Annotated in this window: 9 protein-coding genes; 4 read left to right on the forward strand and 5 right to left on the reverse strand. The window is 56.6% G+C overall.

Features of this window, described 5'->3' with window-relative positions; genetic code table 11:
* The first annotated feature begins 21 nt into the window (after positions 1–21).
* The 4 genes from ACR3FE_RS23655 (at position 22) to ACR3FE_RS23670 (ending at position 4,180) form a co-directional block, all read left to right on the forward strand.
* The gene (locus tag ACR3FE_RS23655; RefSeq protein WP_458210307.1) at positions 22–342 is read left to right on the forward strand and encodes a DUF6788 family protein; all 321 of its coding nucleotides are present in this window, start codon (positions 22–24) and stop codon (positions 340–342) included.
* Between the two features lie 228 nt (positions 343–570).
* Complete coding sequence (locus ACR3FE_RS23660; protein ID WP_264783330.1) at positions 571–1,500, forward strand: ribonuclease H family protein; 930 nt, start codon at positions 571–573, stop codon at positions 1,498–1,500.
* A 24-nt stretch (positions 1,501–1,524) separates the two neighbouring features.
* Positions 1,525–1,839 carry a hypothetical protein gene (locus ACR3FE_RS23665; RefSeq protein ID WP_049917019.1) on the forward strand — a complete coding sequence of 105 codons (315 nt, stop codon included), beginning with the start codon at positions 1,525–1,527 and terminating at the stop codon, positions 1,837–1,839.
* 1,018 nt (positions 1,840–2,857) lie between these two features.
* Positions 2,858–4,180 carry an orc1/cdc6 family replication initiation protein gene (locus tag ACR3FE_RS23670; protein WP_264783329.1) on the forward strand — a complete coding sequence of 441 codons (1,323 nt, stop codon included), beginning with the start codon at positions 2,858–2,860 and terminating at the stop codon, positions 4,178–4,180.
* A 238-nt stretch (positions 4,181–4,418) separates the two neighbouring features.
* Here the strand turns inward: ACR3FE_RS23670 and ACR3FE_RS23675 are convergent, their stop codons facing one another.
* The 5 genes from ACR3FE_RS23675 to ACR3FE_RS23695 form a co-directional block, all read right to left on the reverse strand.
* Positions 4,419–10,391: a sacsin N-terminal ATP-binding-like domain-containing protein gene (locus ACR3FE_RS23675; protein ID WP_458210308.1), complete on the reverse strand. Its 5,973-nt coding sequence runs from the start codon at positions 10,389–10,391 to the stop codon at positions 4,419–4,421.
* 219 nt (positions 10,392–10,610) lie between these two features.
* The gene (locus tag ACR3FE_RS23680) at positions 10,611–11,801 is read right to left on the reverse strand and encodes a DUF7964 domain-containing protein (RefSeq protein ID WP_458210309.1); all 1,191 of its coding nucleotides are present in this window, start codon (positions 11,799–11,801) and stop codon (positions 10,611–10,613) included.
* Between the two features lie 246 nt (positions 11,802–12,047).
* A complete protein-coding gene (locus ACR3FE_RS23685) occupies positions 12,048–14,213 on the reverse strand; it encodes a type B DNA-directed DNA polymerase (RefSeq protein ID WP_458210310.1) in 2,166 nt (721 codons plus the stop codon).
* A gap of 2 nt (positions 14,214–14,215) precedes the next feature.
* Entirely contained in the window at positions 14,216–14,521 is a 306-nt protein-coding gene (locus tag ACR3FE_RS23690; RefSeq protein ID WP_458210311.1) for a DUF8156 family protein, read from the reverse strand.
* Positions 14,522–14,523: 2 nt separating this feature from the next.
* A complete protein-coding gene (locus ACR3FE_RS23695; protein WP_458210312.1) occupies positions 14,524–15,492 on the reverse strand; it encodes a hypothetical protein in 969 nt (322 codons plus the stop codon).
* Between the last annotated feature and the right edge of the window lie 256 nt (positions 15,493–15,748).

Genomic DNA, 15,748 nt, shown 5'->3' on the forward strand with positions numbered 1-15,748 from the left:
TCTGTTGGTTAAAGTGCTCCCATGTCGTACTCAGAACCAGCGACCCCACCCGAGGTTCCCGAAGAAGTAGCGTCCTCACTCGAGGAGTGTAATGCGGAAACGCTCCGGTCTATCGCCAAGTATGCTGATGCACTTTCGGAGTATCGAGAGCGAGAGGCACGGTTGGATGAGGCTGATGACGACGAACCTCAAGAACGCCCTGAGGATCTACCTGAAGACGTCCCTACCAAAGCCACACTGACAGAGAAGGAAATCAACGGGAATCGGTATTACTACTGGCAGTGGAGAGAGGGTGACAAAATCAAATCTCAATACAAGGGGCCAGTGAATCCGAGCGAGTAAAGATTAACCAACAACTGAGGAATACTGGCGTGTCTGTTGGTTAACCATGTGGACTTGGTGCTGCCGATTCCAGTATCAAAATCTTGCCGTAGGAGGGATGTCTTCCGCGCATTCGCGATATTCAGATTTCGATGGTGACTCGATTCAGAGAGTGACTGAAACGACCGTAGTTAATCTTAAGATTAATATTCAGATTAGATTTAAGTCGGTTCAGTATGTGGAGCCACTATGAGCGACCAATTCACCGAGGCCCTCGATAAAACAGAGGAGGCACAGGAGACCTATGCGAATCAACTCGGAATCAAGCCAGAGCGGATTCCATTCACGGCTGAAACACTTCCTGACGCGAGTATTGCGGTGCGTGCGAATCAAGACCTACTCAATGAAGTCGCGAGTCACATCCTGAATCGAGCAGGCCACATCTCGATCATCGATGAACGGGGCGCTGGGAAATCTCACTTCCGTGATCTCGTTTACGATGCTCTTTCAGATGGCCCTCGGAGCGAGGAGTTCCGAGTCGCTCGAATACGCGAAGTGGAGTCCATCACGACACGTCGCTTCTACACACGCCTTCTCGACGAGCTCAGTGAGTACGATGACCTCGAGATTCCAGAGTCGTACCCTCACGCCACAGACGAAGTTCGACAGATCGTCGAGGAGGTTGCCGACCAGCTCGAGGCCCTCGATATTGCGTGTATTATTCAGGTCGACCAACTCGAGGATGCAGCTCGAAATACACGGACCTTCGAGCAGCTCCTAGCCGCGTTGCAGAGTGTCGGTGACCTCGGAGAAAGTGAACCTGTTTTCATTCTCTTCCTGTTTGGAACAGAGCGTGCTGGTGATCGAATCGACGAACTGCGCGAGACACTCAGTTCACGACTCGTCGCGAAGGATCGGACGCTGGAACGGTTCGGGTTCGCAGAAACAGAAGAACTCATTGCCAGGTGGCTTGCCTGGGCTCGTGAGGAAGAGTACGATTCTGGATATCCGTCCGACCCCTACACGGCGAGTGCCATCGAGACCGTCGTCGAAGTCAGCGATGGCACTCCGCGTAATACTCGACAGAAGTGCTATCACGCCTTCCGAGCTGGCGCGCAGCAATTCGCAGCCGAAAAGGACGTCGAGATTACGGACGAGACGTTAGACGAATATCTTTAATATTAAGCTTAAGAATAAGAGCGTATGAGCAACGACAATCCATTCGGCGAAGCGATGGATGACGCAGCGGAGGAAAAAGACCGAGTGGACCAGCAAGGGTCGTCGGACTTCGATACCGAACCCTACTACGACGCACTCAACACTGGCGTGAAGGACCACACGATTGGCGTCTCCGTAAGCGAAGAAATGCATCAGTTTTGGCGTGAACTCCAGGACACGGATGATGTCGACGTCAATCCAGCCCAGTCCATTCGTAATCATCTCGAGAATCTTGCCCATCGCCACCCCGACGTATTCGAACGAGCCATGCGGAAGCTCGAAATCGATCGGGAGATGTGACCGACGCCCTTAACCAACAAGGCTATCGGAAGACGTCTCCGCGTTGGTTAACTGGCGAGAGACTCAAATCGTCTTGTAGTTGGTGACTCGCGGACAGTACGCATTGACCCTGCAGTGACGTAGAATCCGATGAATTGCATTCTAATCGCCAGGCAGGATGCGAAGGCTCACCTCTATCGACTTGTTCACCAAGACCACGCGTGTACACAGAGTCACCCCTATCGATTTGTTCAGGGGCGTATCTATGGGCAGTTCTATCTTTGAGGAGAGACATTCCCGAATTACAGGATAGAATTATGAACGCGGAAAGCCTCGCTGGGGAACGGGTTCTGCATATTGCGGTACTGACTTTGGAACCACCCTCTCACCCCTATCGATTTGTTCTTCCGAGAAAGAGGACCACCGGAGCAGTTTGACACCGGTGGAAGTAATGAGAGATATGGTGATCAGGATTTCTCCCCTACATTCTACGCTTTTATAAGATTGCTTTTCGACTATTTCGGGGGACGAGGACGATATAGAACAAATCGATAGGGGAGACTGGTTGAGTTCAGAAGTAAGTCTAAGGACTTGTATTGGGGATGTAGAGGCTGACCACACCCACATTACGGGAACCTGTTTAAGTCAGGAAACGAAGCCAAATCGAACGACTGCAATTGATTAGAACAAATCGATAGGGGTGTGTCTACTCTAGCTAGTCTAGTACTAGAACTAGAAGAAAGAAGAAGAGATAGAGAGGACAACAGCTCAACCAACGAAAGTTCACCTTAGAGGTGGCGACAGCGTGATCAACATTGAGTGACCCCTACCCCTCCTTTGTGGGTAGAACAAATCGATAGGGGTGAGAGGGTGTTGTTCATTTCCCGTGAAGTCGACCAAAGAAAGCCTCCCTAACAAATCGTCGGAGGTCTACGGGCAGAACGCTATAACTCGTTGATTCTATACCGATGAGCCTCATAACGGTAGAAAAGAAATCGACAGGGGAATCTTTTAGTATCCTGATAGAGTGGGGTCGGGTATGCCCACGGATCCTGGTCCCGAGGAAACACCCGAGTCTACGGGTTCTATTAAAGATCTCATCCTCGAGCAGGAAGAAGCCGCGAGTCTCATCAAGAACCGTTCTCTTCTCGAACCGAATGAGATCGTCGACGAGGAACGTATCGTCGGTCGCGACTCCCAACTCACCGACATCACCCAGCATCTTCGCGTCGCGATCAGCAACGAACGTCCCCCGAATCTCTTCCTCTACGGGCCGTCAGGGACTGGGAAATCGCTCATTATCAACGCCGTCTGTTCGAACATCCTCGAACTCTGTGAAAGTCGTGACATCAGATTCGGCGTAATCCAGATGAACTGCCAGAACGTCGGGACTCTCGGCTCAGCCGTTTACGAGCTAGCCCGAAAAGTCGCGAACGACGTCGGAGCGACCGTTGAAGTCCCAGAACACGGTATCCCGAACAAGAAGAAATGGAGAGAACTCTATCGTCTAATTAACGAGCACTACGACACAGTCGTCTTCATCCTCGACGAACTCGATATGCTCGTCGGTCGCCGAGATATGGACGAGCCGGCCTTTTCTCGTCTTCTGTACCAGCTATCTCGTGCTGGGAGCACAGACGAGATCACTGCTCAGGTTTCGGTGACCGCCATCACCAACGACACGAAGATGATGGAAAACGTTGGGAGTCGAGCACTCAGCTCGTTTACACCCGAGGATGTCCACTTCAGCGACTACGACGCCAACCAGCTCCGGGCAATCCTTCGAGCTCGGAAGGACGCATTCCACGAAGGGGCTCTCAGTAACGACGTGATACCTCTAGCAGCAGCGTTTGCTGCTCAAACGAACGGGGACGCACGGAAGGCGATCGACCTCATGCGAACAGCAGGGTCGATCGCTGAGAAAGCAAACGCGGACCAGGTTCGTGAAGAGCACATTCGAGAAGCCCAAGACAAGGTCGAGAAGAACCGTGTTCTGGAGGTAACTCGTGGAATTAGTACCCAGAAGAAGCTCTGTCTCTTCGCGACTGCTGCCGTTGCCCGGGAAACCGGAGGGGCAGCGAAAAGTCCGCTCGGGTATCGAGTGTATCAGTATCTGACGGGGACGCTTGATGCAGATCAGTATCACCAGGAGACGTACGTGAACAAGATGAAGGAACTCACGACCTATTCCTTGGTCGAGACCGAGCGGAAAAGCCAGGGACCGCATTCAGGAAGCTATCTCGAGTTTACGTTTGGAGAGAACCCGAACACCATCATCGAGACACTCCGAGAAGATTCGCGACTGAAGGACGTCAACGTGGACGAACTACGGACCGTCGTGAAGGCTCAGATCAATAAGTAGCTTCTTCTCGGAACAAATCGATAGGGGCGAGGGTGCGGCGACGACCTAGCTCACTCGACATCGAGAACAAGTCGATAGAGGTGTGCCCCAGGTCCTTGGTGGTTTCTCACACAACAAATCGATAGGGGCGTCTGTCTCGCTCCAATCTACGGTATTCTCAGGCACCATTCGTTCTATACTGTCCTCGAAATATGGGATGCGAATGGTGCCGCCCCGCCAGCCTTCTGGCGGAGTCGATTTACGGGTCTACGCTCATATTCATGTAGCCGCCTTTAACGACTTCCTCGAAGGGATCTCCACGAACCAGGGATTCAGCGTCCGACACATCTTCGAGTACTATCTCAGAGACGAACCGCGTCTCTGACGCCCAGTTGGGTGTCCCTGGTTCAGGAACGTGGACGAGCCGAATCACGTACGACCGATCTCCTCGGAGAAATGCCTTGCAGCGACGGTATTCGTTGGTCGTAAGTCGGAAGTGGAACGGGGGGGTACGGCCGCCGACCGCCTTCACCTCGACGGGAACGAACTGGCTGATATCAAATTCTCGCCGTGGACCTGATAATGGACCAAATGGGTCGATTACGTCGAACCCGGGGCCCTGTTCAAGCGTGACGTTGCAGAGCCTAACCAGTGGGTGATCTCGAAGCCGCCCATCTCCCAGGTGATCACGCCAGTCGACGATAGATTCTCGCGTTAACCCACCGCCCGACAAGAGCGGTAGTAGTTCCTGGTCCCAGACTCGGTCGAGATGCCAGTTGTGATCGCCGTTCTGCTGATCGTCGTACAACGCACGGAACGTCGAGCGGACCGTCCGAATCATTCCGATGGGCTGGTCGTCAAGCCAGCGAGCAGCATCATCTAGAATTGCGACGAGCGTTGCAGCCTCACCTTGCTGACCGCGACCACGATACTGCGTACTCCCACCACCACCGCCACTGCCAGTTGTCCGCGTCGAAGCGCTTTGCACCTCGAACCCTGCATCGAGAAGGCTCTCGGTCGAGAATTGCTGTCCACTCATGGCCGCAGACTGGAGGTCAGCAAGTGCGCCGTCCTGGTGGTCGGCAGCGGAGACCGTCGCTTCATCTTCCGGTAACTCTCCCTCCAGAATATACCGTCGCAGCATTGTCTCCAGATTCGCTGTTTCGCTCGCGATAGCTCCGGAAAGTCCCTCGAGGAAGGGAGTGACGACCTGCGACCGGAACCGATCTTCGGGTGAATAGTAGAATAACAGCTCGCCATCTGCGTCCTCATTCTGTAATCGGTCGGGGAGTCGGTCCACCCACTCAACGTGTGACTCCGTCGATAAGGCGCGAAGCCGCGATCGCCACACCTCGACGTCGTTGAGCTCTGCCGTCTCCGTCCGGTCCCAGACGTTCATCACAGCGAGCACACGGACGTAGCCGGACGGAACTGACTGTGGGAAACACGCTGTCGCGTCGAGCGCTCTCGCGTTCTTCGCCAGCCAGTCAATTACATCCGATTCGCGGCCGCTGTCGGATTTCAAGATGATCTCCCGCCACGGTCGCCGATCTTCGCCAAAGAGCCGATCGAGAACGAATCTAAGCTCGTGAGGAAGACTCTCCCGAACGTCGCGAACGAACACTCCCTGGACCGATGTCTCATCTAGAGTAGTGGCTTCATCGCCGCACAAAGCCCGCTTGAAGTCTTGGACAGCGATGTCCTCCTCGCGCTCGATTGCTTCAACGACTTCGTCGACGGTCGGAGTAATCGTGCCGTCGAAGCGCTCAATCAAGGTGACAACAGCGTCAAGCCGTTGTCGGAGGTCTCGACGTCGTCTCGTACCCAGTATTCGTGCGACGTCGTCGACGGGGAAGGTTCGCCGCTGCCATCGCTTCGTGAGTTCTGCTGGTGAGAGATCGCCGTCGAGTGCCTCGCGGAACGTCGCGATTGTCGTCGGTTGTTCGGCAAGCAGCGAGACAGCGTTCGCGAGCCCGTCAAGGGTGAGTCCGTCGTCGAAGGCTGCTGAATTAAACACGAAGGCTTCCTCACCGCTTCGAGGTGCATAGAGCCCCGATTTCGGGGCGTCGAGATCGTCCTCGATCACTTCGGGAAACTGTTCAGCTATTCGCAGCTCCGCGATTGCGGCGTCTAAATCATCTGCAAATTCGCGGATTCGATCCTCACTCCGCTGTTCGAGTGATGCAACGAGGAGCACCATCCGATCACGGAGTGCCGAACGGAATTCGGCGACTGACTCGTCCGTGAATGTCAGCTCGTCCGCATCGAAGATTGGCTTCGACGCGTCGACTCGGGCAATCCCGAGAGCGTTGGTGAGCCGGGTAAACGGCCCTGACGCAGTTCGGGGTAGGAGCCAGTTTCCGCCCTGTTCGACGGCACGGCGTTCCCACGGCTTCGGTGACTGATCCTCGTAGTAGCGACCCTTGTCGGCGTTCTCTGCCAGCCACTCTAGCGACGCAACTTGCCACTCACCGCTACGCTTAATCGGGAGGTGGGACAGGAACGGCAAGTCGACGTCTTCCGCTGTTGGGTCCTCTGCAGGCAACTGGCGCAGAATCGGTTCCAGGAGTGCCGTGTAGGCCGCGTTCCAATCATTATCCCGGTCGTCGGGGATATTGAGAGCGACCGGTTCCTCGTTTGGGCCGTCGACGGCGAGGACTTCGAGGAGCCGGTGCAGGTGCCATGCAGCTTCAGTTGCATCGAACGAACCGACTGGTTTCACACCCAGCTTTCGGAGCAGTTCTTCAGAGAGGTCGAGGTCATCCGGATCGATGTGCGGGAAGAGTCGCGAGGCTCTAGCCCCACGCGACCCTGTCTTTACGACTGTGTAGGCAAATCGTGCAGCGTCATCTCCCCAGCGGTCTTGTAGTTCTGGATTCACTGTCACGGCCGCGTCCCAGACTGCCAGTTGGCGAAGCTGCCAGTTCAGGAGCGTCGGGATAGACTTCGACCATCCGTAGCCGTCACGCTGATGACCATGCGTACAGGTCCAACCCGTCTGAAGTATCGACTTGGTGAACTGGCCTTCGTACCGGTGAAGGAGTTCGAGGAGATTCTCTTCGCCGAGCTGCTGAACTGCGTCGAGGTCGTCGAACCAGATCCACGTCGCGAGGAAGACATCTTCGAGGACACCATCTGTCTTGACGTTACATGCGTTCGAGTGCTCGGCTGTCGTCTGGGGGTGTCTGCCCGGCGCGGTGATCCACTGTTGATAGACGTTTCCTGCATCAGCTAGGGAACGCTGGAGTGCGCCAGCGCTCTCTGGAACGCCGTCACCCGCCAGAAAGTCGCCTGCAGACCACTCGACGGGATTCCAGGATGCGTCGCGTTGAGTTCGTGGATGTCCGGACCCATACATCCACACCGTTCGGATATCGGGAAGTACCGAGACACCGAACAACGAGAGTGTTTTCGCGATTCGCTCGTGAGCGTCGTCAGTCTCAAGCGCACCGGCAATCGGAACCCACGCCTCTTCAGTCGGCGCTGGCCATGTCGTACTTGCATCCCCATCGAACGTGTCCCAGTCTTCAGTCGCATCCTCTCCGTGGGCTAGCGCCCGGATACGCTGCCAATCATCGTCGAGTATTGTTTCCCGGATGGTATGGGTGCCTCCCTCTCGCGGGAGGGTGAAGCGATTATTTCGGAGATTCAGGCGTCGGCGGAGGTTTTGCCGCTGGTCACCTTCTGACCGTGCAACCGCGGATTTCACGTATTCAGTCGGAACAAACGAACCCTCGTCTGTCTGAAGGTCCGTCGACTCGCTCCCGAGTTTGTTGATCTGCTTCGCGAGGAAGTAGAAGTCCAGCGCCTTCACACGCGTCGAGTCGTCCATCGCGAATGTATCCAAGAGTTCGCGGAAGTAGCTCGGCGTGCCATCGTAGACACGAACTCCCCACGGTCGACCAGCGAGGTCAAGAACGCGACGGGCCCGTTCGTTCTGTTCGACCGCTCGATCCAAGAAGTAGACTCGGAAACTCGACTTCTCACGCGGTACTTCAGGTGGTTGGGTGTCTCGTTCCGGTGAGTTGACGTCCCAGATGACTGACCGTGTGCGGCTCGTCCCACGCTCGTTCGGATTTGGCCCCGATCGTGCCTCGATGGGAACGAGAAGGGTACTATCCGCCGCATCACTCTCAGAGTGTGTTTCTTCGGCGTCGTCACCGACTACTCCGTTCTCGCTCGTGCGACGGCAGGGCAGGAGGTATACGCCCTCCAGGTGCGAGGAGAGCATGTCGAGCGTTGCTGACAGCTCGTCGTCATTCGAGCCAGAGCGAAGTATCGTCTCGACAGTACCGACAAATAGTGCCCGAGCAGTACCGGAGTCACAGACGAGATGTGACGTATCCTGACCGACCATTTGCCTGTCGAGGTGGCTGCCAAGGATTGCGCCCCATGAGCGGGCAATCTCGGTTGAGAACTGTTCTGCATCGTCAATCCAGAGAAGTGCCTCGATTCTCTCCTCCCATGTGGCCGGGACGGAACGACAACCTTCGAGTGTTTTCTTCGTCGGGAAATGACGGTCGACGACAGCGTCGGAAACTGATTCATCAAGCGAATCAGTCACATCGAACAGTGCGAGGAAGCCATCGCGCACGGTGCCGTCCCAGTGCAGAAGCGACTCACCGGGTACAACAGGTGTCGATATCCCATCTTCATCGCTAACTGTGGGAACGCACGGCCGCTCCCGGAGTTCCTCATATACTGCAGCACGGAACCACGTGAGCAAGCTCGCCTGTGAACTCGGGTCGTCCGGGTAGCTCTTCGGTGGTGGCGGGAGGAGGATCCACGGATAGCGGTCGCCAAAGTTGCTCCCTCCTGCTGCCTCGGCAACTCGAGCAACGAGCTCCACTCCTCGTTCGAGGACTGTCTGATTCTCGTCGAGGCTATTGAGACTGAGATCCTTCCGATTTGTCTCGACCGTGAAGTGCCCATGGAGACAGAACGGAAGCGACACGTCCCGTGTATTCTCGATCGGATAGTAGAGGTATAGCGGATATTCCTGTGGCCGCTCTCGTTCAGTTCTCGTCTGCGGAACGAGCAACTGCGTGGATGCGTCGGCGTCAGCAAACCCGAACTGGTCAAACTGCTCGTCCGCGAACGATGCGTCTGTTCCCTCGACAGCCACCGTAACTGTCTCATGACGCACTGTCTCGCTATCGAGTGGCCCAGCGGTACGGTCGACGTCCCATCGCTCCCGGCTTGGTTGCTCCGTGCCGTCGACGCGTTCGAGCAGCAATGACCCGATCCCGCCAAACTGGATGAGCGTTTCGGCTGTCAGCGTTTCACTCGTCGCGCGTTCGCCGTCAGCCTCCTTCGAGAGATACGACCAGAGCCGTTCGGCCCGACCAGCACTATCTCTGTCGGACGATTCAGGCAGTGGAATATCGAACGCCTCGAGGAGGTCGCGCCACTCTGTGTCCTCGTACTCAACGAAAACAGCCGTGCGGAAGGGGTCGCCGTACCATTCGTCGACATCGCCAGTAAGGAGCGCCGACGCCCGGTCAGCAACGGGATCATCTGCCCCAGAAGCGGTCGTCAGGGGAACCGGAAAATCGAATAGCGGGAGCTTGCCGATGTCCTCCCGAGCGTCTTGGGTCAGCTCCTCGGTTCGCTGATCAGCATCCGAAACTGTGGTGAGTGACTGGATCGCTTCGTTCGAGACAGCGCCACGAAGATCGAACCCAGATGTATCGTACCCTAACGACGAGAGCAACGCAGCAGTGACGTACGACCGACTGAGCCTGACGCGAAGCGTTTCGTTTGTAGCACTTTCGTGGCGCGTCCAGATCTCGAATGCATCCCCAGTAGCGAGTATTGACTTCAGGCCCACCCCCTTGTGTCCGATTTCTTGGTCGCTGTTTCCCTTCGAGGATTCGCCGATCATCGTGACGGCGTCCTCGACATCTGGGTCGAACATATCGAAGGGGTGGCCGGTGTTCGCGACGAGAACGCCTTCGTCGTACACTCCAACGTAGACGCGGCCACCATCAGTATCTCCAGGGATTGCGTCACGGGCGTTCTGGAGGAGTTCAAGGATTTCTCGCCCTTCGTGACCGCCGGCGATTGCTCGCTCTGCGTTCCCGCTCTTCACCTTGTCTCGGAGGCGTTCAGAAATCGTGCCTGAGGCCGACGCCGCAGAAAAGTCATCGAGGAAATGGTCCCAACGATCGCTCCACCGCTCGAAGAGTTCCGCTTCCGAAAGGTGGTCAACAACCGCCGACTGACTTGCCATGCTATCGACAGATGCGCAAATCGTTAATAAATGCCATGGAGGCGTTGTCGAGGACTGTGTAATGAGGCAGGTTGATCTGTTTCCGACCTCTGGTATATTCCGACCTGTTGAACTATCGGCTAGTGCCACGTTTCACTGACCGCACTGCATACAGGCGTGAATGTAGCACCAAATCTTTCCAAGCTCAAATCAGTCTCGGGACGGTCAGTACGTAGTCGGTTAGTCGATGGTGTAGTCGCGGTCGGGTGCGAGATTGTCCATCAAGGTGGCGTGTTCGTCGCGGACGAGATCCCAGATCGCACTGCCGAAGGCAGTGGGGTCGGCTGTGTCGATGTGATCGATTTCGCGGTCGACAATCCAGCCGGGGTCGAGAAGGGTAATGACCCGGGTGGCGTCCGTGGTTGCCAACACGATTGTGCCTGTCTCATCGGTGGTGTCCTCGGCTGTCTCGTCAAAGCTGATGAAGAGACCCTTGGCAAACACGATCTCATCAGCGTCGGTCAGGTTCTCGACCGCTGTCTGCGTTATGGGACGGGGTGGGAGGGCGTTGATGACGCGGTGATTGGTCGTACAGACCGGGCATTCGTCATTGTTCAGATATGCAGTTGGGTCGTGTTTACCTCGACCGTCCCGATCGAACTTGCGTCGGAACGTTTCGATGGTCTTAGAAGCGGTGAGGCGGTCGGGATGTTCCTGAATGTGTTGCTTGATTTTCTCTCGTTCCCGTGGTGATGCCTTGTTCCCAGAGGTGGCTTCCGCTCGGCGGAACGGGATATTGCTCCAGGGTGAATGCACCATCTGCGGTGTCTGTATCGTCCCGCTCTGGTCGATGTCGGTCCTGTCAAGACCGTCGACGATAGGTGGATCGACACAGGAAAGGAAGTACATTTGGGGGAATTTGGTGTAGATGTGGACACCGTCGTCAACGGTGAGTACGGTGGCGTCCATGCCGCGTTCGGCGTAGAACTCCCAGGCCTCTGGGACATCGCCCTGTACCGACTCGGTTTCCCCCATGAGGATGATGTGGTGGGAGCGAGTAGCTGTGGAGAGTGGTTGATCGCCGTTGAGGATGGCACGCCAGTCTCGTTCGGCCGATTCCAAGGCTGCCTGTTCCTCGGGATTCCACGAATCGAGTTTTGAGAAACTGCTGACGAGGACTCGCCATGAGAGCGAAATTACGAACTGCTGTAGCCAAGTATCGTATTCGAACTCCGTTTTTTGCTGGCGGATTACTGGGTAGAAGATGCGGGAGGCAAAGCGTTGCTCCCAGTCACCTAGTCGTTGCTCGCACTCGCTGCACAGCAGTTGTTCCTTCTTGTCTTGGATCCGTGTGTCCGGCTCCTCAGCACCCCGGAGAAAGGGTGTCGCTCCGCTTTGCTTCAGCCACTTGATGACGAACCTTGGGATCACATGGCTCTGCTGCAGCTCCCGCTCATTCCCGCATAAGCGGCATGTCCCGCTCATCGTGTCTCACAGCTTGCCAGCATCCCAAACCACACTATCCCGGTCAATGGTTCGAGACGACTGTTCGTAATAGACTGCATTATATTATTTCCCTTAGTACATGATTCGTGGTGCATTGCTGTTATCGTTGATTACCCATCCTCTGTGCCCAGCAAGCAGATCGTATCAATCACCAAGGTTCAACAGGGCCGCTTACTTGGGTTCAACAGCTGTGAATTCCGTCAAATTCAGCTCCCGTGTCTCGGCGAGTTCCCGACGAATATCTGTCCGATCCCACCCGAGCGGGGAGAGAATGCTTTCGACAGCGCGGACGAGCTGGGTTTCGTAGTACGACGAGTCGTACGCATCGAACTCTTCGTGGGCGAGGGCGACACGCTCCCGCGAGGTTTTGTTGTCGTCGACGACCACGTACCTGATATCTTGGCCAGGATGAACTGAGAGGTCCTGGTCACGAGCACGCTTCAACGCCGCGACGTTCTGGGTGTTCTGTGTATAGCCTTCGAGTGGTTTGGAAACACGATTCCGCTCGACGAGTTGCTCCACCGGCACCTCACCCGCTTCGAGGTTCGTGATCGCCCGTTTGAGGCAACCAAGAACGGCCCTTGGCGATCGAGTTGCACCGAGGCGATCGAGACACTCCCGCTGGACGGTTTCGATGAACGGCGGTGTCGACCGCTGTCGAGCTTCGATGCCACGGATTTTGAACTCGTCATCGCCAGCGACCTTTCCGAAGTACTTCGTCAACGCACCGGCGTCACTCTCTCGTTGTGGTACGAACGCCACCCAGTCGTAGTGAGCTTCGTATTCGAGCCGAATGTCGACTGCTTCGGTGATTTCGGTCGCGAGTTCCTCGAGACTCTCTCTTTGATCATCGTCGACGTCCGGATCCGGTGTTACCCAGATCGAATCGACGATGCCGTGGACGACGCGCCAACCACCGGCTTCGAGACGTTGCTTCGCCGTCAATAAAATCTCGCGAGCGAATGCGTTGATCGCCTCGTGGCACTCGATTCTCCCATATTTCGCGTTGTTGAATCCTTGATACCCGAAGCAGGCGACGAGAATCCATTTCAGGGCTCCCGACCGCCCTTCGAGTTCTTCGAGGCGTTCCTCGTCAGGGTCGTCGCGTTCATGTTCGCGATGGATTGCGGCCTTAATCTCGTCACGCGCATCGATGATCGGCTGGAGGACGTCGACGAGGTAGCCGCGTTCGTCACAGATTGAATAGCCGAGGCCTGGGACATCTTCGCGGCCGCGATGGCACTCACACCGGATCACGTCGGGAGACACGTTCCTCGTACAGATGATGTTCGGGTACAACGATGAGAAGTCGAGTTCGTGGACGTCCTCGTGTAGGCCGACTTCCGGCGCGAAAATGAACCCACCACGGTCGGCGTCGTGGAGCGTCCCCATCGATTTGTACTCCTCGTGCCGCCAAGAGTTCCACGGGACGAGAACTCCTCGCTTGTGGGCTTCGCAAATCTGGATGGCGGTGAGTATGTTGCCAATCGACGCCCAGGCTGCCTCCTGGATCGGTTTGCGCGACCGCGAGACGAGGTCGAGGACGCCGTCGATGTTGGTCTCGCCAAAAAAGAAGGTGTTACTCTTGTCGATGATTGCTCGTCCGGGCACATTGTATCGCGCTGGAGAGTGCCCGACTCGTCCGTAGCTCGCGTAGGTCGATCGGCTCGCGAGCTGCTGGTAGTCAACATCGGCCCATCGGCTCAGCGAGAAGTCGTCGACGCCGGCGCTGGTAGCCATCCCGTACAGGGTCGGAATGATTTGGCTCGTCGAGCACACGAGGACATCCGGGTCGTGTTGGTCGAGCGCCGCCTGTACAGCCGTCAGGATGTCTGCTGGCGGGCCTGTAACCGTCTCGCAGTCGACGGACAGTTCAGTGTACACGTCGCTGCTCGTCTCCGTCAGGGGGACACTAAGTCGGAGTGTGGAGAGGTCGCTCGCTGGCGTCGGGTTCACATCGTTCTCGAGACAGTACCTGAACTCTCGTGAGAGGTCGACGTTGAAGCAGGCGAGATCCCCAACCGGGTAGTCGGATAACTGGCGCACCTGTCGGGCGAGGGTCGTCACGCGGTCAATGTGACCGACATCGACGGCGAGCACGTCCTCCTCGTCGCGACGGAAGCCGGGCCGCCGGGGGACGACCTCGGTCGCGACGACATCCGGGTGACGCTCGTAGACTGTTCGAAGGTTCGTGAGGTCGACATCTACGTCGGGTGAGCGTGGGGCAACGTAGAAACGTGGAGTGTAGTCGTCACGCTCGGTTACGACGGCACCATCGGATCCCGTCTCCCATTCGAGGATGCGGCCGTTATCGAGGTAGTCGATTGCGAACGGCATGGCTACTCGTTTCCATCGCGGGGGTCGGCCTCCGGGTCAAATTCGGCTTCGCGTGTTTCCTCGAGATCTTCGAGGCGATCTTCGAGGCTTTCGAGTCGTGCTTCCTGTTCGAGATCGATACTGAGGAGCGCCGGCAGGAACGGGTTCTGGTGGTTCAATAGGCCACTTGCGTCGGCATGCTCGCGAGCGTAAGTGAACAGCTGATCGAACCGTGGTTGGTCGCGACGACGAAGCGCGCGACGGAAGTCCGCCCACCGGTCCTCGATGGCTCGTAGTGCGTCCCGGTACGTCGGATTGGTCCGTCCCATAACTATCGGCCTCCAGCACCGACAGTGCCAGTCCACGCATCGAGGAGTGGGTTTGCGGTGAGCGATGCGGTTGATCCGTCGGCAGTCACGCCCAGTCCGATGCCGTCAGTGCCATCTGTCGGAGTCGGTGGCGTAGCCGGTTCCAATCCGATCTGTTTCGCACGAGCACCGAGCAGCTGCCGCCAGTAGGCAAACGTCGTCTGGTAGTACGGGCCGTCGTCGACGGGATAGACGAGCGTTTCGAACTCGTCACCGACGAACCGTGGCCCCATCCGCGTTTGCTCGCACTCTAAGTAGTGCTCAGCCGCCGTTTCGACCGATGTCGTGAATTCATCGGGCTTGGTTCGGGTAACGAGAACTGGGATGTCGTAACCTCCGGCGTAGGTAGCGAGCCGTGCGAGCGTACGCGCTTGGAGTGTCGCTGCATGGGTTTCACTAAGCGTGTCGTCGGCACGGTATTGCGCGTCGACGACTGGGGCAATGATGAGAGATGGGGTGTACCGAGCTGCCTCCTCGTCGCGTCTAGATAACTGGGAATTCGTCGCGCTGATATCTATGGCCGTGGTCTGTTGGACGTGCTGATTTACCGCCCCTGGGAGATCGCAGACAGCGCCATAATGCTGATAGGCAGTGAAGCCCCGCGCAACGTGGATACGGTCGAGCAGCCGTTGGCTAGGCGATATCCGCGCGAGTGCCGTTGTTGTAGCGTGCCCGTTAGCATCGACCCAGAAGGCGGGCCCGTCGTGCATGAGCAGGTGATCGAGGACGATGGATTGGAGTATCGGGACCCCACGACCACCGTTGATATCTAGAAGCGTGATGCCGTCGTCGAGCGAGGGAAACAGGATGTTCTCGCCCCCCGAATCGGATTCATCGACGAGATTCTGATTCCGATCTGCCCCCCGTGATGGCTGACTCACCGCCAACTGCTTCGACGACGTGCTTGACGTCGACGTGGAATCTTCGAACATACTCAACTAGATGCCAACCGGGCCGATAAGCCGCGGCGTGTCGCTTCCGCGTTTCAGGAAACGGAACTACTAGAGTGAGTATGGCGGTTCTGTCATCGGGTTTTGAGTTTGGGTGCGACGTTTCCAGGAAGGGTTCCTGAATCATTCCTACCTCAAAACTATTAACCAACAACTGCAGACGGAATGGAGAAATGTTGGTTAAGACTGATCGGAGATTTTCACCACTATACAGTCACATAGCGAGGAGTACAGTCGG

The sequence above is a fragment of the Haladaptatus rarus genome, from assembly GCF_054177585.1.